20 protein-coding genes are annotated in these 26,932 nt (G+C 40.9%); 8 read left to right on the forward strand and 12 right to left on the reverse strand.

Features of this window, described 5'->3' with window-relative positions; genetic code table 11:
• The first annotated feature begins 77 nt into the window (after positions 1-77).
• From ABD930_RS19880 to ABD930_RS19915, 8 genes are all read left to right on the forward strand, one after another.
• Positions 78-1,529: an MFS transporter gene (locus ABD930_RS19880; protein WP_345234647.1), complete on the forward strand. Its 1,452-nt coding sequence runs from the start codon at positions 78-80 to the stop codon at positions 1,527-1,529.
• Positions 1,530-1,683: 154 nt separating this feature from the next.
• Positions 1,684-2,505, forward strand: a complete 822-nt coding sequence (locus tag ABD930_RS19885) for a thymidylate synthase (protein WP_345234649.1) — start codon at positions 1,684-1,686, stop codon at positions 2,503-2,505.
• 10 nt (positions 2,506-2,515) lie between these two features.
• Complete coding sequence (locus tag ABD930_RS19890) at positions 2,516-3,010, forward strand: dihydrofolate reductase (protein ID WP_345234651.1); 495 nt, start codon at positions 2,516-2,518, stop codon at positions 3,008-3,010.
• A 290-nt stretch (positions 3,011-3,300) separates the two neighbouring features.
• Entirely contained in the window at positions 3,301-6,333 is a 3,033-nt protein-coding gene (gene secDF, locus ABD930_RS19895) for a protein translocase subunit SecDF (RefSeq protein WP_345234653.1), read from the forward strand.
• 216 nt (positions 6,334-6,549) lie between these two features.
• Positions 6,550-7,008, forward strand: a complete 459-nt coding sequence (locus ABD930_RS19900) for a MarR family winged helix-turn-helix transcriptional regulator (protein WP_345234656.1) — start codon at positions 6,550-6,552, stop codon at positions 7,006-7,008.
• 4 nt (positions 7,009-7,012) lie between these two features.
• Positions 7,013-8,017 carry an NAD(P)/FAD-dependent oxidoreductase gene (locus ABD930_RS19905; RefSeq protein WP_345234658.1) on the forward strand — a complete coding sequence of 335 codons (1,005 nt, stop codon included), beginning with the start codon at positions 7,013-7,015 and terminating at the stop codon, positions 8,015-8,017.
• 46 nt (positions 8,018-8,063) lie between these two features.
• A complete protein-coding gene (locus ABD930_RS19910) occupies positions 8,064-8,384 on the forward strand; it encodes a 2Fe-2S iron-sulfur cluster-binding protein (protein WP_345234660.1) in 321 nt (106 codons plus the stop codon).
• 54 nt (positions 8,385-8,438) lie between these two features.
• Positions 8,439-9,293 carry a hydroxymethylglutaryl-CoA lyase gene (locus ABD930_RS19915; protein WP_345234662.1) on the forward strand — a complete coding sequence of 285 codons (855 nt, stop codon included), beginning with the start codon at positions 8,439-8,441 and terminating at the stop codon, positions 9,291-9,293.
• A gap of 87 nt (positions 9,294-9,380) precedes the next feature.
• Here the strand turns inward: ABD930_RS19915 and rplT are convergent, their stop codons facing one another.
• From rplT to ABD930_RS19975, 12 genes are all read right to left on the reverse strand, one after another.
• Positions 9,381-9,725 carry a 50S ribosomal protein L20 gene (gene rplT, locus ABD930_RS19920; protein WP_345234664.1) on the reverse strand — a complete coding sequence of 115 codons (345 nt, stop codon included), beginning with the start codon at positions 9,723-9,725 and terminating at the stop codon, positions 9,381-9,383.
• 98 nt (positions 9,726-9,823) lie between these two features.
• Entirely contained in the window at positions 9,824-10,024 is a 201-nt protein-coding gene (rpmI, locus tag ABD930_RS19925) for a 50S ribosomal protein L35 (RefSeq protein ID WP_345234667.1), read from the reverse strand.
• Between the two features lie 66 nt (positions 10,025-10,090).
• Positions 10,091-10,660 carry a translation initiation factor IF-3 gene (gene infC, locus ABD930_RS19930; RefSeq protein WP_345234669.1) on the reverse strand — a complete coding sequence of 190 codons (570 nt, stop codon included), beginning with the start codon at positions 10,658-10,660 and terminating at the stop codon, positions 10,091-10,093.
• A gap of 14 nt (positions 10,661-10,674) precedes the next feature.
• Positions 10,675-12,600, reverse strand: a complete 1,926-nt coding sequence (gene thrS, locus ABD930_RS19935) for a threonine--tRNA ligase (RefSeq protein WP_345234671.1) — start codon at positions 12,598-12,600, stop codon at positions 10,675-10,677.
• 138 nt (positions 12,601-12,738) lie between these two features.
• Positions 12,739-16,140: a DUF1080 domain-containing protein gene (locus tag ABD930_RS19940; protein ID WP_345234673.1), complete on the reverse strand. Its 3,402-nt coding sequence runs from the start codon at positions 16,138-16,140 to the stop codon at positions 12,739-12,741.
• A 30-nt stretch (positions 16,141-16,170) separates the two neighbouring features.
• A complete protein-coding gene (locus ABD930_RS19945; RefSeq protein ID WP_345234675.1) occupies positions 16,171-17,442 on the reverse strand; it encodes a Gfo/Idh/MocA family oxidoreductase in 1,272 nt (423 codons plus the stop codon).
• A gap of 507 nt (positions 17,443-17,949) precedes the next feature.
• Positions 17,950-19,521, reverse strand: a complete 1,572-nt coding sequence (locus tag ABD930_RS19950; protein WP_345234678.1) for a RagB/SusD family nutrient uptake outer membrane protein — start codon at positions 19,519-19,521, stop codon at positions 17,950-17,952.
• 98 nt (positions 19,522-19,619) lie between these two features.
• On the reverse strand, positions 19,620-22,823 hold the full coding sequence (locus ABD930_RS19955; protein ID WP_345234680.1) for a TonB-dependent receptor: 3,204 nt from the start codon (positions 22,821-22,823) through the stop codon (positions 19,620-19,622).
• Positions 22,824-22,982: 159 nt separating this feature from the next.
• Complete coding sequence (locus ABD930_RS19960; protein ID WP_345234682.1) at positions 22,983-24,107, reverse strand: FecR family protein; 1,125 nt, start codon at positions 24,105-24,107, stop codon at positions 22,983-22,985.
• A gap of 188 nt (positions 24,108-24,295) precedes the next feature.
• Positions 24,296-24,889 (reverse strand): RNA polymerase sigma factor, encoded by a 594-nt coding sequence (locus ABD930_RS19965; RefSeq protein WP_345234684.1) that lies wholly within the window; start codon positions 24,887-24,889, stop codon positions 24,296-24,298.
• 224 nt (positions 24,890-25,113) lie between these two features.
• Entirely contained in the window at positions 25,114-26,013 is a 900-nt protein-coding gene (locus tag ABD930_RS19970) for a sugar phosphate isomerase/epimerase family protein (protein WP_345234686.1), read from the reverse strand.
• Between the two features lie 178 nt (positions 26,014-26,191).
• Positions 26,192-26,920 (reverse strand): (Fe-S)-binding protein, encoded by a 729-nt coding sequence (locus ABD930_RS19975; RefSeq protein ID WP_345234689.1) that lies wholly within the window; start codon positions 26,918-26,920, stop codon positions 26,192-26,194.
• Positions 26,921-26,932 lie beyond the last annotated feature (12 nt).

Below are 26,932 nucleotides of genomic sequence, written 5' to 3' on the forward strand. Positions count from 1 at the left end.
AGCACTCAACGTTCATACAATCACCGCAACGCAACTCTTTCAGGCATAGCATAACGATCGCAAAAGCATATAAGACAATGCAAAAAAAATCACGTATTATTTCCTTCATCGTTGGAGGGACCTTACTGATGGAAATGCTGGATGGAACAGCCATTTCAACCGCATTGCCAAAAATGGCTCACGATTTCCAAACCAATGTCGTTCATTTAAGCGCAGGAATTACCTCCTACACCATTATGCTAGCCGTCTTCATTCCGATTAGTGGTTGGGTAGCCGATACCTTTGGCGCCAAAAAAATTTTCAGTACGGCCATTATTGCTTTTATTCTTTCGTCAATCGCCTGTGGCTTATGCCGAAACCTTCCGCTATTTGTGTTAGCCAGAATTTGTCAGGGGACGGCAGGAGCATTAATGGTTCCGGTAGGCCGTTTGATTGTGTTAAAAAATACAGAGAAAAAAGATTTGGTAGATGCCATTGGTTATATTGCCTGGGCAGGCTTAATGGGCCCTATATTGGGGCCTGTATTAGGTGGTTTTTTTACAACCTATTTAAGCTGGCATTGGATTTTCTTTATCAACATTCCGTTTGGTCTCCTTGCACTTTGGCTCACCCATCAATATATTCCCGCTATGAATGCTGAAAACAAACGCCCCCTAGATAAAATTGGTTTTATCATCAGTGGTTTAGGACTATCGGGAATCATGGTGGGCACCGAAATGATCGGCAACTCGAACGGTGAGTATACCAAACCCGGACTGGTACTCCTACTGAGCTTTGCACTTATGGGAATTTCTGTCTGGCACTCCAAAAAAACGGCTTACCCCTTGATCGATTATACCACCTTAAAAATAAAAACGTTTGCGGTAACGGTATATTCGGGCACCATTACCCGCATGGTCATCAATGTTGCTCCTTTCATTTTACCATTAATGCTTCAACTAGGTTTTGGTCTGAATCCTTTTCATGCCGGATTGCTTTATATGGCTAATATGTTAGGCAGTATGAGCATGAAACCACCGGCTATATGGATTACCCGTAGATTTAACTTTCGCACGGTCCTGATCGGTAATGGCCTTATTTTAACCGCTATAACATTTACCATTTCATTCTTATCGATAAGCACCCCACTTTGGCTAGTCGGCTTAGTCTTCTTTATATCAGGCATGACCAGGTCACTGCAATTTACGAGCTTAAACACCTTGGCCTATGCTGATATTCCAGCCGAAGGCTTAAGCAATGCGAACACACTCTATAATACTGCCCAACAAATGGCTTTAGGAATGGGCATCGCCCTGGGTGCCGTTACCTTGCACTTGGCTAGCACCTTCCACCAAACGATAGGAAACTATCAAATGACCGACTTCCGCCTAGCCTTGCGGATGATCAGCTTACTTTCTTTTCTTTCTCTCTTAGAATACTTTAAAATAAAACCTACAGATGGCAGCAATCTACGAGGAATCACGATTACTCCTGTTGCACAACGAGAAGCCCTTGCTTCCCAAAACGAAACAACAAAAACAGCAATTTAGAAAACGATCTTCAATAGATCCTTTAATTAAAAGGTGATTTCCTAGATTTATAAAAACAAAAACAAATACACTTGATGTTTTTTTGTAACTTCCATTCGCGAATACCAAGCATTTTAGCTAAGTTTACCCCAATAAAAATATCATTCGAAATAACATGCAGCAATACCTTGATTTGATGCGCCATGTATATGAAAATGGTGTAGAAAAACATGATCGTACGGGCACTGGTACCCGAAGCGTTTTTGGTTATCAAATGCGCTTTAATCTTCAGGAGGGTTTTCCGGTGGTGACTACTAAAAAACTACACTTACGCTCTATCATTCATGAACTATTATGGTTCCTAAGCGGCGACACCAATATTGCCTATCTAAAAGAAAACAAGGTAAGTATTTGGGATGAATGGGCAGACGAAAAGGGAAACCTAGGGCCTGTTTATGGTTCCCAATGGCGCTCTTGGCCAACTCCAGATGGACGGCATATCGATCAGATCGCGGAAGTCATCCAACAGCTAAAACAGCATCCAGACTCCCGTCGTATTATTGTTTCAGCATGGAATGTAGGCGAAATTGAACACATGGCACTCCCTCCCTGTCACGCCTTCTTCCAGTTCTACGTAGCACCTCCAGATACAGCTAAAGGGCAAACAAAACCCCAATTATCCTGTCAGCTTTACCAACGAAGTGCCGACATCTTTCTAGGTGTTCCCTTTAATATTGCGTCTTATGCGCTATTAACCATGATGGTTGCTCAAGTCTGTGAAATGGAAGCGGCGGAGTTTATTCATACGTTAGGTGATGCACATCTTTATAACAATCACCTAGAGCAAGCTGCATTACAGTTGAGTCGTACACCAAAACCGCTACCTACTATGACCATCAACCCTGCAGTGAAGGAAATAGGCGACTTTAGGTTTGAAGATTTTAAATTAGAGAATTATGACCCTCATCCGCATATTAAAGCGATCGTAGCGGTCTAAAACAGCTACCATGATATCCATAATCGTTGCAGCGGCAAAGAATAACGCGATAGGAAAAAATAATCAGTTATTATGGCATATGCCAGCAGATCTCAAGTTTTTCCGTAAAACCACTTCTGGCCATACCATTATTATGGGTAGAAAAACGTTCGAATCGGTTGGCCAACCGTTGCCAAAACGTCGTAATATCGTTATTACTCATCAAAAAGATTATCAGGCAGAAGGAATAGAAGTGGCAAGTTCCCTTGAAGAAGCATTGGAACGTTGCGAAAAAGAAAGGGAAGACGATGAGGTGTTTATTGTGGGAGGAGCACAGATTTATGAAGAGGCCATGCCTTTCACAGACAAGATTTACCTTACCGTAATCCAGCAGGTGTTCGAAGATGCGGATACATTCTTTCCACCAATAAGCGACGAAAAATGGCAATTGGAGCAGGTAGAACATCACGAAAGTGATGAAAAAAATCCTTATGACTATAGTTTTTTGGTGTATACAAAGGTTTAGTTATTTGTTATTGGTTGTTGGTTGAGCCGCTGACAGATTACCTAAAGCTTAGTATCTTACACCTTATATCTCAAACCTTACACCATATACCGCTTAAAACGTCTTACTTAAAACGTATAACTCAGAAGTCTGCTCTAAGACAACAATTTTCTTTCAATAAACCTCTTGTTTATTCAAAAATTTCATAGCTTTGCCGTTCTTAAGAAACTTAGCGGAATTGGCTGAGTATCATTTTAAGAGATGAAATGTATACAATTATTATTACTATATAAATACAACACTAAACAAAGATGCAAGGTAAAGGCCTCATTAACTTTTTTGTAATACTGATATCGATTGCGTGCCTGTATTCACTTTCATTTACTTTTGTAACCCATAAAGTGGAACGCGATGCAGTTGCCTATGCAAAAGGGGATCCCGCAAAAGAACGGGCTTATTTAGACTCAATGGCTACCGTGAATGTATATAGTCTCGGTTTTGCCAAATACACCTACCAATATTGTAAAGAACGGGAATTGTCTTTAGGACTTGACCTTAAAGGTGGAATGAACGTTACCATGGAAATTTCCCTTAAGGAGCTAATTAATAATTTGGCCGATAACCCTAAAGATGAAAATTTCAAGAAAGCATTGGATAATGCCGAAGCGAGAAGTAAGGATAGTCAAAAAGATTTTGTAAGCCTATTTGGTGAGGAGTTCAAGAAATTGAGTCCTAATACGAAATTGGCCAGCTTCTTCGCTAGTAAAGATAATGCAGCAAATAATATTACGGCAAATTCTTCAGATGCCGACATTTTGGCCTTTCTAGAAAAAGAATCCGGCAGCGCGATTGATCGTTCTTTTAACATCTTACGTACCCGTATTGATAAGTTTGGTGTTACTTCTCCGAACATACAGCGCCAACAAGGAACCAACCGTATTTTAATTGAACTCCCAGGGGTAAGTGATGAAGAGCGTGTACGTAAGCTTTTACAAGGTTCTGCAAAACTCGAATTCTGGGAGACCTATGATAATACAGAGATTTTTCCATTGCTAGAAAATATTAACCACACCTTAGCTTCAACGCTTAAAGTGGAAGAAAACAAAGTTGCTGCTGCTACAAATGATACGACAGCAAAAGACTCTGTAAGTGGCGGTCGATTAGCATCGCTTGGCGCTGGAAATAAAGCAATAACCGATTCATCAGCAAAAGATAGTAGTTCTTTAGCCATGCAGCAAGCTCGGAATCAGAATCCGCTATTTGCTGTAATGAGTCCTAATGTGGGGCAAAATGCACAAGGACAACAGGCTTTAGGCAACGGACCAGTTATTGGTTATGTATTGCAGAAAGATACCGCCTTAGTAAATTCTTATTTTAACAGTCCTGCTGTTAAAGCAATTATCCCCGCTAACGTAAAATTACTATGGAGCGTGAAACCGGTTTCTAAAGAAACCAAAATGTTCCAGCTGTTTGCTATTAAACCGACTGGTTTGGAAGGAAATCCGGTATTGACGGGCAATGTTATTGCTGATGCAAAAGCAGACGTAGATGCACGCACCAATAACCCACAGGTGGAAATGACCATGAATAGCGAGGGTGCCCGCGAATGGCGGAAAATCAGTGCGGCAGCTTCTTCAGCGAATCCTAAAAAAGCAATTGCTATCGTATTGGATAATACCGTATATTCTGCTCCTACGGTACAAGATGAAATTCCTAATGGGATATCTTCCATAACCGGAAACTTTACCTTCGAAGATACGCAGGATTTAGCCAATGTTTTAAAAGCCGGGCGTCTACCTGCTCCTGCAAAAATAGTAGAAGAGGCCATTGTTGGTCCAACACTCGGACAAGCGGCTATCGATGCCGGTATCAATTCTTCAGTCATTGGCCTAGTCGTTGTATTAATTTTCATGATCTTTTATTACAACCGCGCCGGATTAGTTGCTAACATCGCCGTTATCTTTAACGTATTTTTCATTATGGGGATTTTGGCTTCCTTAGGTGCAGTACTTACCCTACCCGGCATAGCTGGTATCGTGCTGACCATGGGTACCGCAGTTGATGCCAATGTACTGATATATGAACGCATACGGGAAGAATTTGCACTGGGTAAAGGTGTTAGACAAGCCATTTCCGATGGTTATAAACATGCCATGCCCTCGATATTGGATTCGCAGATTACCACTTTCCTTGTGGGTGTAATCCTATATATTTTCGGAACTGGACCAATTTTAGGTTTTGCTACGACCTTATTAATTGGTATCCTTACTTCATTATTTACGGCCATTTTCATCACTCGTATTATTTTTGAGTGGATGCTTCAAAAGGATATGAAAATTACCGTGTCTTATCCATGGAGTGATCATACCATGAAGAATGCTAACTTCGGATTTGTTAAAAATCGTAAAAAGTTTTATGCATTCTCTATTGCCATAACGATCATTAGTCTGATTTCAATCTTTACTAAAGGCTTTAGCTTAGGTGTTGATTTTTCTGGCGGACGTACCTATACCATAAAGTATGAAAAGGCGGTTAACTTAGAAGAAGTTCGGGAACATCTAGATGGTACTTTCGGCGTTACTAGTGAAGTTAAAACGTTTGGAGGCGACAATCAATTGCGGGTTACTACTCCTTATTTGATTGATCAAACAGATGATGCGGCCGACAAACAGGTGCTTGACAAATTAAACGAAGGGCTAGCTAAAGTGCAAAACAATGCATACCAGATTGTGAGCTCTCAGAAAGTCGGACCTACAATAGCGAATGATATTAAGGTCTCGGCAACCTATTCTGTTATCTTCTCGATCATTGTAATTGCGCTATATATCCTCATCCGTTTCCGGAAATGGCAATATAGTGTTGCTGCAGCAATTTCTCTTGCACATGATGCAATCGTTCTATTGGGTATTTTCTCGATATTTGATGGCATCTTACCCTTTTCATTGGATCTCGATCAGCATTTTATCGCAGCTATTTTAACGGTAGTGGCTTATTCCATTAACGACTCTGTGGTTGTTTTCGACCGTATACGTGAATACTTGAAGCTGCATCGTGCTAAAAATGAACCTTTATCACATGTGGTGAATACGGCTATCAATAGAACCTTAAGTCGTACCATCATTACTTCCTTAACGGTAATATTTGTACTGGCTGTGTTATTTATTTTCGGAGGAGAGGTCATTCGCGGTTTTTCTTTCGCTATCTTGGTGGGTATCATATTCGGAACCTACTCGTCTATCTTCTTAGCGGCACCTATTTTTGCCGACTTGCAGGGTGAGGAAAAAGCTCCGGCAAAAGAACTTTCAGCTGCCGAGAAAACAAGTTTTAAAACAGCTAAAGCATAAAACGATACTTATATAATATCGTGCTGTAAAATACGTATTAGAAAGGTGCCTAGATTATTAGGCACCTTTTTTTGTTTATCTTAATGAACCAAGCTTATTGACCTTCTTTCATTCGTTCTCCACGTCAGATTTCTGAACCCTCACGTTACGGCTTTTTCCTTTTTTAATTTTTACTTTTTATTTGATATACATATATTTGTTATACTAAATATTGTTATGCAAAAAGAACCGTACAATAGGTATTCGTTTTTACTCGATCGTACAGCACGCCGGGTAAAACAATATGCACAAATTGTTTTCGCCAACAAAGGCTTTGACATGACCGTAGATCAATGGATGGTCCTAAAAAATCTTTATGAACATCAAGATTTAACCCAAAAAGAACTAGCTGAGCGGTGTGGAAAAGACCAACCCACACTAACGCGAATTGTTGACCTATTAATCAAAAAGAAATTAGCTGAACGCAAAGTACATCCAAACGATAGGAGAAGTTTCATTGTCCATTTAACCGATCTTGGGAGAGTCAAAGTACAAGAATTATCACCGCAAATTAAGCAAATTCGGACCAAAGCTTGGGAAAAGCTCAATGAAGGCGATTTCAAGCAATTGGAACGTATTTTAAACACGATTTATAATAATCTAACCTTGGATGATCATCCAGGGTCTAAAGAATAGACCTATGATTACAACCGATATATGTATCATTGGAGCCGGACCAGTAGGTTTATTTGCCGTTTTTGAAGCTGGTCTCCTAAAAATGCGTTGCCATGTCATTGATGCATTACCTCAAATTGGGGGGCAACTCTCGGAAATTTATCCGCATAAACCGATCTATGATATCCCTGGTTACCCCGCCATCCAGGCACAGGAACTCATTGATAAACAAATGGAACAAATTGCCCCCTTCCAACCAACCTTTACACTGGGTGAGCGTGTGGAAGCTTTAGAAAAACAAGAGGATGGTTCTTATGTCGTTAAAAGCAATGAAGGCACGTCTATCTATGCACAAGTAATTGTCATTGCGGCGGGTTTAGGTTCGTTTGAACCTCGAAAACCAGAAGTAGAAGGTTTAACGGCATTTGAGGGAAAAGGTATTTATTATATGGTTAAAAATCCTGAGCAATTTAGGGACCGAAAGGTTGTAATTGCAGGGGGCGGCGATTCAGCATTGGATTGGACCATCTTTTTAAGTGAGATTGCCGAAAAGGTTACATTGGTACACCGGAGCGAAAACTTTAGAGGTACACCTGATTCCACGGAAAAGGTTTTCGAATTGGCAAAACATGGCAAAATTAATCTCTTATTAGCACATCAATTATCTAGTGTTCGGGGAACGGGTCATTTAACGGATATTATCGTAACGAATAAACGGCAAGAAGACGTTTCGCTGAAAGCGGATGCACTCATACCGCTCTTTGGTTTAAGTCCGAAATTAGGGCCTATTGCTACTTGGGGGTTAGCCATTCACCAGTCGGCTATTAACGTGAATACCGTTGATTACGCTACTAATATAGAACGCATATATGCGATTGGCGATATTAATACCTATCCTGGTAAACTTAAGCTGATTTTATGTGGTTACCATGAAGCGGCGTTAATGGCACAAAGCGCCTTTAAATACGTTTATCCGGAACAGAAATTGAGCTTTAAATATACGACAGTAAATGGCGTACATGCTTTTTAGTGGATACATAAACGGTTACGTAGTATAACGCATAATTTTAATAAACATGATTCATATTACCGTTGAAGATAGAGAAGGTTTCATGCAGACCATCGAAATACCTGAAGATATCAATCTCAGCTTAATGGAAGTCTTAAAGGCTGCCGAATACCCTATCCTTGCTACCTGTGGAGGTATGGCATTATGTGCCACCTGCCACGTGAGCATATTATCGGGTTGGGATACCCTATCAGCGCCGTCAGACGATGAATTGAATATGTTGGATACACTACCAGATGCAGACGAAAAAAGTAGGTTATCTTGCCAAATAAGGCTTAATGAACAGTTAGATGGTCTTATGGTCAAAATAAAGGGCAGTCTAGTGTAATTGGGATAAGCGATGAACGAACGAATAACGAACGATTAATAACCAACAACCGCTATGATACAGATCACTGAATGTCCAAGAGATGCTATGCAAGGAATCAAGAAATTTATTCCGACAACTGTTAAAGCTGCCTACCTGAATCTATTATTAAAAGTCGGTTTCGACCGCCTGGATTTTGGTAGTTTTGTCTCCTCAAAGGCCATACCTCAACTACAAGATACAGCCGAAGTCCTTTCTTTGTTGGACTTAGCCGATACACCAACCCAATTGTTAGCTATCGTTGCGAACAGAAAAGGGGTAGAAAAAGCGTGTGTTTACCCCTCCATAAACTTTCTTGGATTTCCTTTTTCGATGTCGGAGACGTTCCAACAGCGAAATACCCATGCAAGTAGAGCCCAAGCATTAGAACGCATAAAAGAAATGGTAGCCCTGTGTTATACTTTTCAAAAACAGCCGTTAGTTTATTTATCGATGGCTTTTGGGAATCCCTATGGCGATCCATGGGATCCGGATATCGTAGTAGACTATGCCGAACAATTAGTAGCTCTGGATATTAAGCACCTGATGTTAGCAGATACCACAGGTGTATCCACGCCAGAAAATATCCGTCAGCTCTTCAGTAGGCTAAAGCAATTATTTCCAATGATCGATTTGGGTATGCACTTGCATAGTACGCCACAAGGAGTCCAAGAAAAAATAGAAGCTGCCTTGATCAGTGGCTGTCAGCGCCTGGATACCGCCTTAGGAGGATATGGTGGCTGCCCAATGGCTAGCGAACAACTGACAGGAAATATTCCCACCGAAGCGTTGCTTTCCCTATTGGCGAAAAAAGGTATCTCCCCACAACTCAATATTGAAGCTTTACAAGAAGCCCAACATTATCTTCCCAACGTTTTTCGAGAAGAATAACCTAAAGTCAACGCCAGCGTTGGAACTCAACAAAAAAGGAGGCTTAAAGGCCTCCCTTTTTACTAATAGATGGGATAAAATCAATACTTATTTAACTGCATCAATTACTGCTTTAAAAGCATCGGGGTTATTCAAGGCTAAATCAGCTAAAACCTTCCGGTTTAAACCAATTTGCTTTGCATTTAACTTACCAATCAACTGTGAATAAGAAATTCCATGTTGACGGGCACCCGCATTGATCCGTTGAATCCATAATGCCCTAAATTCTCTCTTTTTGGTTTTACGGTCACGGTAAGCATACTGCAAACCTTTTTCAACCGTATTTTTTGCAATGGTATACACCTTGCTACGTGATCCATAATAGCCTTTGGCAAGTTTAAGGATCTTTTTTCTTCTTCTTCTAGAAGCTACTGCGTTAACCGAACGTGGCATAAAAATTTTAATTTAAATTTGGTATGAGGTGCTGCGTTTCCGATGTCGTCAGCAGACTTACAACCCAATACCCGGTTAATAAAAATGTGAATAATTAACTACTTACCAATGGCAAGCATACGCTTTACATTACCTAAATCTGCATCTGATACTAAACCGCTTTTCGTTAAATTACGTTTGCGTTTAGTACTCATCTTCGTCAGGATATGACTTTTATACGCGTGTTTTCTTTTGATTTTACCTGTTCCAGTCAAGCTAAAACGCTTCTTCGCGCTGGAATTGGTCTTTACTTTTGGCATAACTCTTCTAATCTATTATTATCTATCTATTAGTCTCTTTTATTCGCCATTGTCCAAAATAGCTTTTTATTTATTTTTGGGATTTTTGGGCGCTACGGTAATGAACATACGCTTTCCTTCCAACTTTGGTAATAACTCCACTTTACCAATATCCTCTAATGCTTGAGCAAACTTCAATAATAAAATCTCTCCCCTATCCTTATAGACAATAGCTCTACCCTTAAAATGCACATAAGCACGCACCTTTTCACCTGCCTCTAAAAATTTTATGGCATGTTTCAGCTTGAAATCAAAATCATGCTCATTGGTGTTCGGACCAAACCGAATTTCTTTGATAACGGTTTGCTTGGCATTGGCTTTAATTTCTTTAAGCTTTTTCTTTTGTTCGTAAACAAATTTGCTATAATCGACAACTTTACAAACAGGAGGATTCGCATTCGGAGAGATTTCAACCAAATCAAGCTCGAGCTCGTCAGCAATTGCTAAAGCCTGCTTAATTGGATAAACCCCTTGTTCTACATTGTCACCAACTAAGCGCACTTCTGCTGCGCGGATATGTTGATTAATACGATGATCGGGTTCTTTCTTTTTAAAAGGAGGGCGCGGCCCTCTCATTCCTGGTTTTCCTAATGCCAAATTTTTCCTTTAATTTAAACGGTTATTTCTTTAATTAACTGCTTGCTAAAGGTTTCCACCGTCATACTACCGAGGTCACCTTCGCCGTGTTTTCGAACAGAAATCGTGCCATTGTCCACCTCCTTTTCGCCCACAATGAGCATATAAGGAATCTTTTTCACCTCCGCATCACGGATTTTTCTGCCTACCTTTTCATCACGTAAATCGATCAACCCGCGAATATCGGTATTATTTAATGATTCTAAAAGTTTTTTTGCATAATCTTCGTATTTTTCTGACACTGGAAGGATAATGAACTGCTCTGGTGCAAGCCATAACGGAAAGTCTCCTGCACAGTGTTCAATCAATACGGCAACAAAGCGCTCTAATGAGCCAAAAGGAGCACGATGGATCATTACAGGTCGATGCTTTTGGTTATCACTACCGGTATATTCCAGTTCGAAACGTTCGGGTAAGTTATAATCTACCTGAATAGTACCTAATTGCCATTTACGCCCCAAAGCATCTTTTACCATGAAATCGAGCTTTGGCCCATAAAATGCAGCTTCTCCTAATTCCGTAATGGTTTTTAATCCTTTTTCCTCCGCAGCTTCAACAATGGCAGCTTCTGCTAATAACCAATTTTCTTCACTGCCGATGTACTTATTCTTATTCTCTGGATCCCGTAAAGATATCTGTGCCGTATAATCATCAAAACCTAATGCTTTGAATACATAGAGTACCAAATCGATAACCTTTTTAAATTCATCCTTTACCTGATCTGGACGGCAGAATAAGTGGGCGTCATCTTGGGTAAACCCTCTTACCCTTGTTAAACCATGTAATTCGCCACTTTGTTCATAACGGTATACCGTACCAAATTCTGCAAAACGGACCGGCAAATCCTTATAAGACCTTGGTTTGGTCTTATAGATCTCACAGTGATGTGGACAATTCATGGGCTTTAACAAGAACTCCTCTCCTTCTTGCGGTGTATGAATAGGCTGAAAAGAATCGGCACCATATTTTTCATAATGCCCTGAGGTCACATAAAGATTTTTATGGCCGATATGCGGTGTAACCACCGGTTCATAACCTGCTTTTATTTGAGCCCTTTGCAGAAAGTCGATCAATTTCTGCCTTAAAGCAGCCCCTTTAGGCAGCCATAATGGCAGTCCCATGCCAACTCGTTCGGAAAAAGCGAATAACTCAAGCTCTTTACCTAATTTGCGATGATCTCTTTTCTTTGCCTCTTCTATCATTTTTAGATAGTCGGCCAATTCGCCGGCCTTCGGGAATGTCACACCATAAATCCGCGTCAGCTGTTTCCGACTTTCATCTCCCCTCCAGTAAGCTCCAGCTACATTGGTTAATTTTATCGCTTTAATAAAGCCGGTGTTGGGGATATGTGGACCCCTACATAAATCGGTAAAACCACCCTGGGTATAAAATGTAATGGACCCATCCGCTAAATCCTTGATCAAATCAAGTTTGTACTCATCTCCTTTTTCCGTAAAATAAGCCTGTGCATCGGCCTTGGATACTTGTTTGCGTACATAGTCAGATTTTGCACGGGCAAGTTCCAGCATTTTATCTTCAATTCGCTTGAAGTCGTCTGAAGAAAAAGACTGATCACCAAAATCCACATCATAATAAAAGCCTGTCTCTATTGCAGGGCCAATACCAAATTTTGTACCGGGATATAATGCCTCTAACGCTTCTGCCATGAGGTGTGCAGAAGAATGCCAAAACGTCGCTTTACCTTCTTTATCATTCCAGGTTAACAAACGAACAGATGCATCTTTTTCGATTGGGCGACTAGCATCCCAAACCTGGCCATCAACTTCGGCTGCTAAAACATTTCGGGCAAGTCCCTCTGAAATAGATTGGGCAATTTCTAAAGAAGTAACTCCTTTTTCATACGAACGGATAGAACCGTCGGGAAGGGTAATATTAATCATCTACAACTATGATTTTAAATTTTAAAAAATGTTTAATATCAATCACTTACTCTGTGATTTTTTTGTGAGGACAAAAGTAGGAATTAAAAAGCAGAAAGCGAAAAGCTTTAGCATGGTATAACGCACAACTCGCAACTATTAAAGCCTTTTCACCCGTATATTCTTAAAATGTACTTCAGAACCATGTCCTAAAAACCCTAGATGACCCGTTTTACGCAGGAGTCCGGGATGTTCGCGATGATCCATTGTACCATTCTTTGAGGCGGCAGCAATATCTCCATCTAAAATCACCGTACCATTCAACGTAACCCGTACCCGATTCCCTTTAACATATATTTCCTCATCATTCCATTCGCCTACAGGTTTCTGATAACCTGTTTTTGCGGGTATTACCCCATAAACAGAACCATGATGCTGGTATTTTTTAATATCTTTATACACATCTGCGCTATCGTCAATCACCTGAATTTCCATACCTACATAAGCGGCGTCTCCTTCCATGGGCGCCCGAATACCAATACCATTATTGGCTGCGGGGGTTAGACGAAAGCTAAAGCGGTAGATGAAATCGCCGTATTCTTCTTTGGAATAAAGATTACCACCTGAACCTTCCGTCGGATAACAAGCCAATGTACCTTCATCGCTGATGGTATAAGCCGTTGTATTGCCTGTCCAGGCATTCATATTGGTTCCATCGAATAATACCTGGTAGCCTTCTGCCTTCTCCTGCGGACTAAGGATAAACACTTCTTTCCGTGGAATTTCACGAATGGTTATATCACGATATGCAACTTCTGTTCCGTGTGCTTGCAATTCTAGCTGTTCTTCGGGAAATATCGGTAAACCTCGGTCCCAATAATTTTCTAAGGGCACATTGTCGGTCACCAACTCACCATTCAGGTAAACGGTCACCTGATCTCCTTTCATTAAAATACGAAACGTATTCCATTCACCCAAGGCATTGTCGGCTACTTTCAAAGGCTTACTTTCATTTTGCTCATTGTTATATAAACCACCTGAACCCACTTGAGCACCTACATTAACTCTAGAGGTATCCCATATTTGTACTTGTGGCGTTCCGCGAAGATAAATACCAGCATCCCCCTCTTTTCCAACCGGACTTAACTTCCAATCTACCAATAGTTCAAAATCGCCATAAGGTTTGATCGTCGCGATGTTATCTCCTTTACCATTAAAATAGAGCACTCCATCTTTTACATACCAACCCTTACGCATGATTTCATCAGCCTTAGCTTGTGCCGTAGCCAATTCCTTTGCACTCATTTTCGCCCGTTTTATCGGATTCTCCACTAAACCTTTCCAACCACGGAGGTCAACACCATTGAAAAGCGGAACAAAACCTTTACCTTGTGGCAATTCAGCGATATGTTTTAGTAATGCTTGCTTAAGGTAGTCGCTATCCTGACCGCTTAAGGCTTCTACCGTCTTGTCAAGAATTTTGCGTACTTCAGGCCCGTATAAAGCAGGGTCAGCTAAGGCAATGTTCAACACAGTCATGGCGGCGGTTGCTTTTAATGCTGGATCATCTAGAAATTTACCCGCAAAAATTAAGGCATTATAGGTTTTATTAGCCTCCAAAGCACCTAAAATCGCTTTCTTTTGTGCTACCGTTTGTGCTACTGTCATAGCATCACGTAATAACAGTACCTTCTGCTCCGCAGGAAAATCTGCTTGAGCAGTTAGCCGCACTAAACCATTAATAACTGCATTAAACTGTTCTGCATCTGTTACGGAACGGCTCAATTTAACCAAATGCGGTAAAGCACCACTATCATTCCAATTGGCTAAGGCCTTAATTGCCGCAGCTTTTAGCGTTGCATCATTCCTGTCTAATACCTCTACTACAGGTGCTAGGGCCTCCCCCTGGCCAATTCCAGCGAAAACTTGGAAATAGCGTGCTTTCTGCCCAGCCTCAGCATTTTTATAACTAGCCAATACCGCTTGTATCGTCTGCTCTTTTTGTTCACCTTGCGTTGCTGCCGCAACGATGGCTTGCTGTACCGCCTCTATTTCGGTCGTATCATTCGCTGTTGATAACAGTTGCGTTAAAGCACTCAGATGTTGACTAGTAGCTATAGCCGGCAAGGTTTGATAAGCTGCCGATTGTACAGCTGGATCTTCGCTTTTTAATAAGGAACTTACGGTGTCAAAACTTTCATTGGCACCTCTATTCGCCAATATTTCCAGGAGAGTGACCTGATCTGTCGGTGCGGCAGCAGGTAAAGCATTTATTAATTGACCAATGAACGCCTGATCATCCATGGTAAAAAACGCCTCTTTCACAGCAGCTCTATCGGTCGAATCCGCTTTTTCTAATACCTGAAGTAGCCGGTCAGTACCTGCCGATCCTTTCAATTTAGCGTAAGCAAGAATAGCCGTTTTCCGTACCAAGGTATCCTTACTTTTTAGGGACTGTTCTACCATAGGAAGCGCTTGACTATCTTTAGTATTGGCCAGTGCTTGTAAAATGGCGGCCTGCGTCATTGGCTCCGCCTTCCTCAATGCTTTTCCCCACTCCTTAACATGTGTTTTTAAAGCCGGTTGAGCAAGTTTTAATGCCGCGATACTGTAAGCCGTATTTTTATCTTTACTTGCCTTAATCAAATCGGATACATATGCGTCGCCCTTCAGTTGGCTCAGGATATTAAGGCCGGCTATGCGGGTTGGCGTATGTTCGTCACTTACGTTTAACAAGTTATTGGCCACTCGTTCGGCCAGTTCCTTATTTCCTTTCAAGGCTAGATTCTGCCCATAGTTCACATAAGCCGCCGTTGCATTCGACTCGTCATAAGCAAAATCTGCTTGAGCAGCTGCGCTGCGTAATGTTTCTTCAGAAGTAGCATCAGCCAATTTCGCTAAGGTATAAAGTGCTGTCCTTCGTACGGTGATGTCTGGAGCATCCGTATAAGGTGAAATAGCAGGTGCCGCCGCTTCATAACCCACATCTCCTAAAGCTTCAATGATGTAACTCTGGTTTCTGCCTTTTGCTCCTGGTAACGCCTCAGCAAGGGCCTTACCCGCTGCATCACTATGCGTGTTCGCTAAGGTACGAGCAGCACGGTCACCCAGGTATTCGTCATGTAAATAGGTCGCAACAGCTGCTACCACATCCTCTTTTCCCGCATTCGACAGTAAATTGAGTACATATCCCTTATTATCCCGATCTTGCAATTTTCCCAACGCATTTATCGCTCCCTGTACAAATTTAGTCCGTTGGCTTTCTCTGCCAGGCTTCATTACGTCATACGAATACGCTACGGTTGCGTATTCTATTTTAGCATTATCACCTCCTTGGGGGTGTAACTGCTGTAAGAGTGTGCTGATATCATCTGCTGTAAACCCATCTAATTGCGCCATTGCTGCCGCTAATCTAACTGCATTTGGGGCAGGTTGCGTAGCCAATAAATCGGCTATTTTAGTTGCTGTTGTGCGTCCGGTATCCTCTTGTGCTCTTGCTGGTAAATACGCCAGTGCCAAAGCTACTACGAAGGTATATAGGTGTTTATTTATTCGGTTCATTATGTCTTGCTTTAAATCGGTTAATGTTAATTAAATGGTCCAAGGTCCACGCATAGGTTGGTCTACTAAACGATTGGCTTCTTCGTCATCCACAAATAACTGTTTATCTGGATCGAATTTTAAGGATCGGCCCAACCTTACTGCTGTTATTCCCATATTGACCAAGGTACAAGAACGGTAACCATTATCTTCATTCAAAGCAAATTTTTGACGTTTTTTTACCGCATCTACAAAGTCTGTTACTTGTTCTTCTGGCTCCGGGAAAGTGGCTAGTTTACGTTCTAAGTCGGGAATATCTGATTTAAAACCAGGGTATAATTTTCCTTTCGGACCATCAATGTAAGGAACATTCTTGTCTCTTCCCTCCCCATCTAAAATAATTTTACAACCATCCGCATACGTATATTCAATACGTCTCCACGTGCCTACAGCGTCACTATGTTGTTGAGGTGCATCCACTTCCACAGATACAGGGCTTTCGTTGTCTTTACCCAGAAAATATTGAATAGGATCTAAATAGTGCTGACCCATATCGCCTAATCCACCCCCATCATAGTCCCAATAGCCGCGAAAGGTCTGGTGTACCCGATGTGCATTGTAGGGTCTATGTTGTGCTGGGCCCAGCCACATATCGTAATCCAATTCTGCAGGTACTTCCTGAGGCACTAGGTTTTCCTTGCCCACCCAGTAGAATTTCCAATCGAATCCTGTATGCCTACTCACCGTAACTTTTAGAGGCCATCCTAACATACCAGTATTTACCAATTTTTTTATTTTTTTTACCGGTACAGCCATACCATAGAAATCGTCTTTAAACCGGAACCAGGTATTTAACCGAAAAATCCGACCATTCTGCTGAACGGCTTCTTTAACACGTTTTCCTTCACCAATGGTACGGGTCATTGGCTTTTCACACCAAATATCTTTACCTGCACGGGCCGCCTCTGCTGCCATGATGCCATGCCAATGAGGAGGCGTGGCAATATGTACAATATCTACTTCCGGCAATTGAATCAGCTCACGATAATCGGCCAACTGTTTAATGCTATTATCTTTTAATTGTTGCATCGCAATAGCCAGATGGCGTTTATCTACGTCGCAAATCGCTACTGTCTTGGTACCGGCATAAGCGAAATGGTTTCGCCCCATGCCACCAACACCAATAACGCCTTTGGTAAGGTGATCACTAGGGGCTAAGTATCCCTGTCCACCCAATACAAATCTCGGAACAATGCTAAATGCTGCCGCGGCAAAGACAGACTTCTTGATAAAATCCCTTCTAGAGGTACTTTCTGGTTTCATACGTATTGATTATAAACTGTGACAACCGGTTTGTCGTTTTATATGTTATGATTTTCTTAATTAGGCGATTACGTTTTCAATAAAAACTAAATCTAAGAAATATTTACCACAATATTGATGTAAATATTGTTTTGTAGACACCATTGCAGATCAAAAGATAACGTTTAAACAAGTTCACCAATAAGTATTATGAATATTCCATTGATTCATCATATTAGGCTAAAACATATCCAAAAGATCAGGGTCTAAGTTAACGCTTTTCTCAATAAATGCAAATATTTTTAAAATAGACCCTAATATATTAAAATATTTTTTTTGATAAGTCCATTGGTATAATGAATGCTAAAAACAATTTTGTTCACTCATTAAAATATATTCAAGATAAGAGTAAGAGAACCGATCTCGGTTATCATTTTTAACTAAAAAATCTTCTAAAAATCCGACAACGCTTAAATTGAAAAATTAACTTTTAATTAACCATTATTTTCAGGCATGTATTTCAGCTAATCAGTAGCCTGGGTTTTGGGCAAGATTGGGATTAGCGGTGATCTCCCCTCTTGGAATCGGATAGCGAATATCACGATCGGGCTTATACGTTCTGACTTCCACCTTAACTGTCTCGCCTGTTTCTGGGTTGGTTGCTCCATAAACCTGTCCATTCATAACTTCACTGGCAATACCCCAACGCCTGATGTCGAAAAAACGCTGCCCTTCAAAAGCTAACTCTGCCTGACGTTCCCTCCTTACTAAAGTTCTCAGTGTTTCCTGTGAGTTGTATTTGCTTTTGTCAACCTTTGGCATTCCCGCACGTTGACGCACTTGGTCAATGTATTTCGTAACATCATCATGATCATATTTTCCTATTTCTATCAGCGATTCAACATAAGTAAGCAAAATCTCCGCATAACGGACATACATAAAATCAAGGCTCCGTGCACCGTTCTGATCTTTAGTATCGAGGTATTTTTTCACCCAGTAGCCCGTCATAGTTGATGCTTGCACACCCACGCGGTTCATATTGGCGTTATCCTGAAGAAAGGGTTGCAGTTTTTCACCGAGATACGTTTCGTCAGGAAGTAAAACGCTGGCCGAAAGCCTGGGATCCCGGTTATTGTGATAATTGGGATTACGTTTATAAAGCGCTACCGAATCGGCCCCGAGTTCCCAAATCGTTTTGCCTTGCCTAGTTTCAAAATTATTTACCACGATATTTGTAGGCGATACAGCCGTTCGGCCACCAAGACTATTGGGTGCAAAACGATCCCATGCGGTCGCGCAACCGGCATCTTTATAGTAAATGCGTTCTTGATTTAGTTCACCATCGTAGGTAAACAGTTTAGCATAATCCGGATATAGCACAAAAACATCGAGGTCGATCACTTTTTTGGCATACTCAGCAGCCACGTCAAAGTGCTTGTAAAACAGAGCCAGTCTGGTGATAAATGCCCAGCAAGCCGGTTTCGATATCCGCCAGGCCTCCGATGTGCTATAAGAAACTGGCAATTCTTCCGCAGCAGCAGCTAACTCTGTAAATATAAAGGTATAACATTCCTCTTCCGTATTACGCGTAAGTGTGTTCTCGTTTTGGCTAAGCGAATGATCAGCTATTGGTATAGCTCCGTATAATAAAAAGAGTTCCAAATGATAATAGGCCCGTAGTGCTCTCGCTTCCGCCTTATAACGCGCTTTTAGCGCTTCATCCATGTATACATTGCCAACATTTTCCAAAAAACGATTTGCCCGACGGATGTCTAGAAAATTGTCCCGCCAAATATGTAAAGCCACTCCCCAATCGGAAGTTTGCAAGCTTTTTGTAAATTGCTCATAATCACCAAAGGAACTTTGTCTTCCCACTGCTTCATCGCTTAGATCTGAGCCTGCCAACATAATATTACGACCATCAGTGCCTTGCGGCATACCAGCATAAACAGCGTTAAGTGCGTTCCGGGCATTGGCCTCTGTTTCCCACCAATCGGCATCAGTCACCCCAGAAGGGTCATCATGAGTCAGGTATTTCTCACAGCTACAGAAATAAAGACTAAAGGCCGCCAGAAACAAAAATATTGTTATCTTTTTCATCTACAAATAATTAATCGTCTATTTTATTTTACTATTTACTATGTGTGATTAATCCGTCACCTTGCAAATTACTCACGGATGGTTTCATATCAACCATTCTAAAATTGTACATTTAAACCAATGGTATAGGCGCGCATAATACCATAAGTCCATTGATTTCCCTGACTTTCTGGGTCAATGAGTTTTACACTGCTAATTGTGAATGGGTTTTGTACATTGGCGTAGATCCGCGCATTGTGGATACCATATTTTAGCAGAGTATCTTTTTTAAAATTGAATCCAAACTGCATAAACTTGACCCGAAGGTAGGCTGTATTTTGTATCCAAAAGTCTGACGATAGCTTATTGACAGCAGGTGCCACAGATAAACGCGGGAACATTGCATCAGTACGTTGGGGTGTCCAGTATCTTTCAGCAAAATACTTAGTCGGTACTCCTCCGTCAAAGCTCATATCCAGTGGATAGGCCAGCATTCCACCTAATACCAAATCGCTCTCACCAGTGCCTTGCAACAAGAACTCAAGGTCAAAATTGCGGTAAGAAACCTTTACGTTAGTAAAGTAATTGATCTTGGGCACTGGATTACCAATAACCGTCTGATCATTGTCGTCTATAATTCCGTCACCAGTGACATCAATATATCGCACATCACCAGGATGCGCATTGGTGGCAACAGGCAAGAGCGCATTACCTTTGGCATCAAAATCACCTTCCTGCAACAAGCCATTCGCATGATAGCCAAAAATACTCGACACGGAATACCCTTCACGGTTAATGGTGGTGGCATTAGAAAATACATCTATTCCACCGTATAGCTTTTCAACGGTGTTCTTATTATAAGTGAACCCCGGCCGGATGGACAGACTGGTATTGCTTCCTAATTGATCAAAATAATTCAGAGAAAATTCAAATCCGCGATTTCTTACCTCTCCTGCATTTACAGGAACATTCCCCAATCCGCCTACATAGGACACTTGAGGAGTAAGGATAATGTCTTTAGTAAGCTTATCATAATAATCGGCTGTAATCTCTATCTTGTTATTTTTGAATAAACCGATATCCAATCCTATATCCAGCATATTAACCGTTTCCCAAGTAATGTCCGGATTACCCCAAGTGCTTTCCACACCATCTCCAGTACCGATAAGTGTTTGGTACTTATATAATCCGATATTCTCATTCCCCAGTTGTCCATAGGACGCCCTTAACTTAAGGTTATTTAGCCAGTCTGCCTGCCCCTTAAGAAAAGATTCGTTATGGATATTCCAACCTAAAGCAAATGACGGAAAAAACCCATATTTATGCCCGGGACCAAAACGAGAGGATCCATCTATACGTGCCACAGCTTCAAGTAAGTATCGGTCATCATAGGAATAATTGAGCTTTGCGTAAGATGACATGATAGACCATATATCCCAACTATTACTGTTAGTTTGTTCCTGGGAATAGCCTGCCAAGGCAAAAAAGTAGTGTTTATTCAGCCGATAGGAATAATCAGCCGACCCTCCAACGTAATAATAGGTGGTACGAGCCATGGTACTCTCCCGTTGCTGACTCCAAGTCTGTACCAAGTTTCCGGAATAGTAATCAAAAAAATTGAACGCATCGCGGGTATCGTGTGTCACATCGCTATTAAGGCGAAAAGAAAACTGCCCTTTCAGGTTAAAATTTGGGAATACTTCCCATTTCGGCTGAAAATTGATACTTGCTTGTCCATTCTCACGTTGTCGTATCCCTCCTTTTTCTGCATAAGCCAATGGATTCACAATATCAACGTAGCGCCCATAGATTGTTTTCCCAGAGCCATTATCCGGATATTTGGGTAGGATAGTAGGAGGTACACGGTGAATATCTTCCAACATACGGTTTCCGCCTGAGCCGTCAATCCGGTTTGGCCGATCCCAGTCAAGTTTGATGGCCAGCACATCCAGGTTAATAGAAAATTTAGGACTCAAGGTGACAGTTGTATTTGCACGGATATTATATCGTTCGGAAGAGGTATTGGGAATCATCCCTTGTTGGTTCAGGTAATTTCCGGTAACGGCAAATCTAGCTAAACTATTGCCTCCACTTAATGAAAGGGAATGACTAGTAATTGGTGCAGTTTTATCGACCATCAGGTCTATCCAATTGGTATTTGGATAACGAACAGGATCAATCCCCATGCTAGTACTATCAATCTCCGTTTGCGAGTAGAAAGGGCTATTACCCGTATTCACCTGCGCCTCATTGTACATACGCATATACATGGGGGCATCTACAAGATCCGCCATGTAGGTAGGCGACTGCATCCCGTAATACCCGTCATATGTAACGACCACCCGGCCTGGCACGCCACGTTTGGTGGTGATTACGATGACACCATTTGCGGCACGCGATCCGTAGATAGCAGCTGCAGCTGCATCTTTCAACACAGTGATACTCTCCACTGTAATAGGGTCTATTGTATTCATATCCATCGGAATGCCATCTACAAGCACCAACGGATCTGAATTGCCCAGGGTACTGATACCCCTGATTTTGACTGTAGCTGCGTCTCCGCCAGGCAATGCAGAGCCCTGACTTACTGCTAAGCCGGTGACACCCCCTTGAAGCGATTGAGATAATGAGGTAATAGGCTTTCCCGCAATGTTGGATGACACATTCAAATTGGCAACCGAACTGGCAATATGTTTTTTCTGCTGTTCGGTCATCCCAACAACAACCACTTCATCTAAGGCCGAAACATCTTCTTTTAGAGAAATGTTTAAACTGCTTAAACTCTTGGTAATAGGATATTCTTCCGGTAGATAACCGACCATAGAAAAAATCAAGGTTTGACCGGTACCAACATTGATATCAAAATAACCTTCTGCATCTGAGGTCACACCCTCGTCCGTTCCTTTCACCTTTATGCTTACACCCGGGAGCGTCTGTGGTGGTTCGTGGGTGTCATATACCCTACCCCTAACTTTTACAAGCGAGTCTTGTCGACGGTATTTTTCTTTAGGTGAAAGTTTAGCTGATGCTTTTGCTTTGATGGTAATTTGTTTACCATTTACACTATACTTCAGGTTATTACGCGACAAAACCTCCTCTAGTACCTGAAACAGATCTTCATCAATTGCATGAATTGATGCTTGTTTACCAGAAACAAGCTTATCGCTGTAAAAAACTGAATACGAAGTCTGTTGTTGGATTTCATCGAAGAACGCAGTTAGTTTGCCATTTTTAAGTTGTACGCTGATTTTACGCTGGGAGTAAGCGTTAGCATGCACGCCAAAAGTCGTAATGCATACTAAAATTGCTGCCAACTTTAACATTCGAAATATTTTTGAAACAGTACCTGCCTGTTGTATACAGGGTTGGCAGGTGTGAAAAAAATTCATACTTTAGCACATAAATTAATTAATTAATCCGGTTAATTAGTTCATAAAGAGGAGAGTGTTGCAGCACTTTCCTCTTATTTCTTATTCAGTTGATTATCTTTTTTGAATACATATCCTCCTTTCTATGAGTTTGGCCGTATAGGTTTGCTTATCGTATATATTTTGTAAAACTTCCTGTAGGCTCTGACTTAGATCTAAGCTGCCAGAAAATGTATCATGGATAGAAACGTCAGAATGGTCTATAATGGGTGTATTATAGAAGCGCTCCAATTTTTTGTTTATTTCGGCAAGTGAAGTATTCTTCAGTATCAGCCTACGTTTAGTCCACGAAACAGAACCTTCTGGGGCTTTATTTACCACCAAAGTCTGTAATTGCTTACTCACTTTAGCTTCCATACCTGGCTCTAATATCTGTTTGTCAAAAATAATTGAACTGTTACTGGAAACCTCTACCTTGCCACTTAACAATATAGTAGATGCAAAGGTATCATCAGCATAGGTGCTTACATTAAAACTGGTACCCAGCACGTGAATATCCATATGTGCAGATTTCACATTAAAGGGTCTATGTACATCGGCAGCCACTTCGAAATACCCCTCGCCTTCTAGATAAACTTCTCGTTGGTTATCGGCAAAATGTTCAGGAAAAGTAAGGATAGAACCAGCGTTCAACCAGATTTTTGTTCCGTCTTCTAACAAAAGCTGACTTCTCTTCCCATAGGGCACACCTATAGAATTGTATTGAGTAGTATTTTTCTTTTGGTCAACTTTTGATTCTTCCTGTAGATAGCTATAATTAATTAAGGTATCCGTACCAAATGCCACTGATTTTTTATCAGCCTTCAGTAATTCCACTTCAGTAACTCCCGAAAAGAAGCTCTTGTTATGAGTAGCTACGGTTTGAATGGTTACTGGATCTTTATGAAGTTGAAGAAAAACAACTAAAGATAGCAGGATAAAAACCAGTCCGACTGCAAACCAATTCAACCGCTTAACAAACCTCATACGTGGAACCGCTTGCTGATTACGTCTTATCTGAGCATGTATGTCATTCCACAATGTACCCTTTTCATGTGCAGATAGGTGTTCCTGCTTACTCTCTGCAAACGTTTTGCTAAATGTCAAAGCTAGCTTTTCCTGATCATCCAAATCAGTAGGCTTCTTATCTATCCCGGCTATTTTATCTTCACTTAAAATATCTTCTACTTTTCTCTTCATCTAAAGTTAATCGTACTCTTTTAGATATAAAGTAAAAGCATTGATTTTTATAGACTACTTCTTTGAAAAAATTAAAATTAATTTTCACTTCCCCTTTTTTCCATCGTTCATAAGGAAGTAACAAACGGGTATATTGAGAAAATAAAAATACCTACAATAGACTTGAACAATAAAACACGAACAAAGTATTAAAGGGAATGTCTTTTAAAGAACAAACACAATAGATGTACCAAAGGAAGGTTTTCAATTTGTTCTCTCAGTTGCTTGATGGCGCGATATACCAATGTCCGGCAAGTAGGTACCGTGATATTAAGCATTTCAGCTATCGCTTCGTAACCAAGTTCTTCACTAAACTTCAAATAGAGAATTTCCCGTTGCCTAGCTGGTAAGCGTTGTGTGAACTGCTGTAATTTATAGATTAACGCGCGGTCCTCTTCTTTTTTTATCCAAGTCATTTCCGCGCTCCATTCCAACTGGAAGGTATATATTAAAGCGGTTGTATCTAAATTTTTCTTTTCTTGTTTTAACCGGGCCAATATACCGTTCCTTAATGCAGCAAAAAGATAAGAAAGGGGATTCACATCTGGATTTAGATTACTTCGATAGTGATAGATATTAACAAACAAGTCTTGCAAACAATCTTGTATTAAATCACGATCGGTATGATACTTCATGCCAAACGCAAAAAGTCTGGCAATGTAGAGCTCATATAAAGACTCAAATGATTGATCATTGCCCTCGATAAATGCCTTCCATAATATACGTCCTTGCAAATTCTCCATTTAAATTACACCTAAGTGTCCAACCAACGCAACATTGCGAAAATATATAACAATATCCTCAGTATAATTATTTTAAGGTTATATTAACGTTAATCGGTTTTCAATACCTAGTCATTGAAAAGGACAATGCTAAAATAATAGATGAGTATTATTCATGCATTGCCCTCCAAACTTAGATAAACTTATGTTTAAATGCAAATTTAGGAAAGCGGTCTACATATTAATCAACTCAACGCCGCTCCAACACGCTCGAGTAAAAGTTTCGTTTTTTTGACACCCTCATCCTCGCTGAGTTTTTCCCCTTCATATTCTATCCCAATATGGCCATGGAACCCGGCATCTTTTACAATTTTCAACATCCGCATATAATCAATAACAGTTTCGTTTCCTTCACTGTCAAAATCATGTGTTTTTGCACTCACACCTTTGGCAAATGGCATCATATCTGTCACCCCCTGATAACGATCGTATTCATAAAAATTACCGAGGTCTGGTAGACTACCACAATTTTTCTTGCCAACCTGTTTCAAAACCGAACTGAGCCACTGACCATTAGACGATAAGCCACCATGGTTTTCTACAATGACATTAATCTTATGTTTGCCAGCAAATTCGCTTAGCGATCCTAATCCATCTACCGCCGCTTGCATGACCTCTTCCGCAGATCCCTTACCTGCTGCGTTAACACGGATGGCATGGCATCCTAAAAACTTGGCAGCCTCTACCCATTTATAATGATTTTCAACGGCTTTTTTACGCTCAGCATCATTGGTTGCCCCAAGCTCTCCTTCACCATCAACCATGATGAGTACATTTTTAACACCATTATCTTTGGCACGTTTAAGCATCTCCCGTAGGTATGTCTGATCATTGGCCTTATCCTTAAAAAACTGATTCACGTATTCTACCGCATGAATGCCATATGTTGTCGCCGCGGTAGCCGCAAAGTCTAGATTGTCCATTTTTTTTGAAAACAAGGCTCGATGAAAGGACCATTCCGCCAGAGAAATATCAAAGAAAAGCTTTTTATCTCCGGCAGAAACGGCTAACGGTAAATTAGAAAACACGGTAGCGCTCAAAGCACCCATCCCCAAGTGCTTTAAAAAGGTTCTTCTATTATTCATATTTTTTTGGTTTGTGTAAGAAGGCAATTTAGGAAAAAAAATGGAATATCACAGGTGTTGTGTGTACCGACTCCTAAACCAGAAAGAAAGAGACCACAGATTTCTTCCCTACGGTTAAAAGGACACCCATATCAACTACTACTAACCAATAACTACCCAACCACTAACTATATAGCCACTAAACGTTCCCCCAACCATTTGCCAAAACATCCGCTAAGTGCATGGTTTTTATTGGAAGTTGCTGTTTATCAATATAAGCCTGTAAGTGCAACAAACAAGAAGCATCAGTAGAAATAATATATTCAGCACCTACCGCTAAGGCATTATTTACTTTTTGCTCGGCCATAGCAGATGAAATCGCACTGAATTTCACGGAGAAGGTCCCACCAAAACCACAACAGGTATCCTGATCACGCATTTCTATCACTTCCAGTCCATCAACTTTAGACAAAAGTTGCCGCGGTTCTTCCTTTATTTTGCATTCGCGCAATGCTGAACACGAATCGTGATAAACGGCCCTACCCTCCAATTCAGCACCAAAATAATCCTTTTTTAGGATGTTAATCAAAAAGTCGGAAAGCTCATGGATGCTCGCTTGAATAGAACGGCATTGGTTATGTACCATAGAATTGGTAAAAAGATCGTTATATGCATTTTTGACCATACCCGTACAAGAAGCAGAGGGTGATACAATATATGTTGAGGCTTCAAAATCCTGTAGAAATTTGTGACCAATCCCTTTTGCTTCATCCCAAAAACCAGCATTATAGGCTGGTTGCCCACAACAAGTTTGCGCTGGATTATAGTTTACTTTGCATCCCGCTTTTTCCAACACTCTTACGGTATTAAAGGCCGTAACCGGGTACAATTGATCAATAAAACAGGGAATGAACAAACTAACATCCATAAATCTTATTTT

The organism is Olivibacter ginsenosidimutans (assembly GCF_039542865.1).
GTDB lineage: Bacteria > Bacteroidota > Bacteroidia > Sphingobacteriales > Sphingobacteriaceae > Olivibacter > Olivibacter ginsenosidimutans.

Excerpts from the sequence above, each read along its gene's own strand:
- ABD930_RS19955 (WP_345234680.1), bottom strand. The coding sequence starts at position 22,823 with ATGTTAAAGTTGGCAGCAATTTTAGTATGCATTACGACTTTTGGCGTG.
- secDF (WP_345234653.1), top strand. The coding sequence starts at position 3,301 with ATGCAAGGTAAAGGCCTCATTAACTTTTTTGTAATACTGATATCGATT.
- ABD930_RS19960 (WP_345234682.1), bottom strand. The coding sequence starts at position 24,107 with ATGAAGAGAAAAGTAGAAGATATTTTAAGTGAAGATAAAATAGCCGGG.
- ABD930_RS19950 (WP_345234678.1), bottom strand. The coding sequence starts at position 19,521 with ATGAAAAAGATAACAATATTTTTGTTTCTGGCGGCCTTTAGTCTTTAT.
- ABD930_RS19900 (WP_345234656.1), top strand. The coding sequence starts at position 6,550 with ATGCAAAAAGAACCGTACAATAGGTATTCGTTTTTACTCGATCGTACA.
- ABD930_RS19890 (WP_345234651.1), top strand. The coding sequence starts at position 2,516 with ATGATATCCATAATCGTTGCAGCGGCAAAGAATAACGCGATAGGAAAA.
- ABD930_RS19905 (WP_345234658.1), top strand. The coding sequence starts at position 7,013 with ATGATTACAACCGATATATGTATCATTGGAGCCGGACCAGTAGGTTTA.
- ABD930_RS19945 (WP_345234675.1), bottom strand. The coding sequence starts at position 17,442 with ATGAAACCAGAAAGTACCTCTAGAAGGGATTTTATCAAGAAGTCTGTC.
- ABD930_RS19965 (WP_345234684.1), bottom strand. The coding sequence starts at position 24,889 with ATGGAGAATTTGCAAGGACGTATATTATGGAAGGCATTTATCGAGGGC.
- rpmI (WP_345234667.1), bottom strand. The coding sequence starts at position 10,024 with ATGCCAAAAGTAAAGACCAATTCCAGCGCGAAGAAGCGTTTTAGCTTG.
- ABD930_RS19970 (WP_345234686.1), bottom strand. The coding sequence starts at position 26,013 with ATGAATAATAGAAGAACCTTTTTAAAGCACTTGGGGATGGGTGCTTTG.
- ABD930_RS19885 (WP_345234649.1), top strand. The coding sequence starts at position 1,684 with ATGCAGCAATACCTTGATTTGATGCGCCATGTATATGAAAATGGTGTA.
- ABD930_RS19940 (WP_345234673.1), bottom strand. The coding sequence starts at position 16,140 with ATGAACCGAATAAATAAACACCTATATACCTTCGTAGTAGCTTTGGCA.
- ABD930_RS19915 (WP_345234662.1), top strand. The coding sequence starts at position 8,439 with ATGATACAGATCACTGAATGTCCAAGAGATGCTATGCAAGGAATCAAG.
- ABD930_RS19975 (WP_345234689.1), bottom strand. The coding sequence starts at position 26,920 with ATGGATGTTAGTTTGTTCATTCCCTGTTTTATTGATCAATTGTACCCG.
- ABD930_RS19880 (WP_345234647.1), top strand. The coding sequence starts at position 78 with ATGCAAAAAAAATCACGTATTATTTCCTTCATCGTTGGAGGGACCTTA.
- ABD930_RS19910 (WP_345234660.1), top strand. The coding sequence starts at position 8,064 with ATGATTCATATTACCGTTGAAGATAGAGAAGGTTTCATGCAGACCATC.
- rplT (WP_345234664.1), bottom strand. The coding sequence starts at position 9,725 with ATGCCACGTTCGGTTAACGCAGTAGCTTCTAGAAGAAGAAGAAAAAAG.
- thrS (WP_345234671.1), bottom strand. The coding sequence starts at position 12,600 with ATGATTAATATTACCCTTCCCGACGGTTCTATCCGTTCGTATGAAAAA.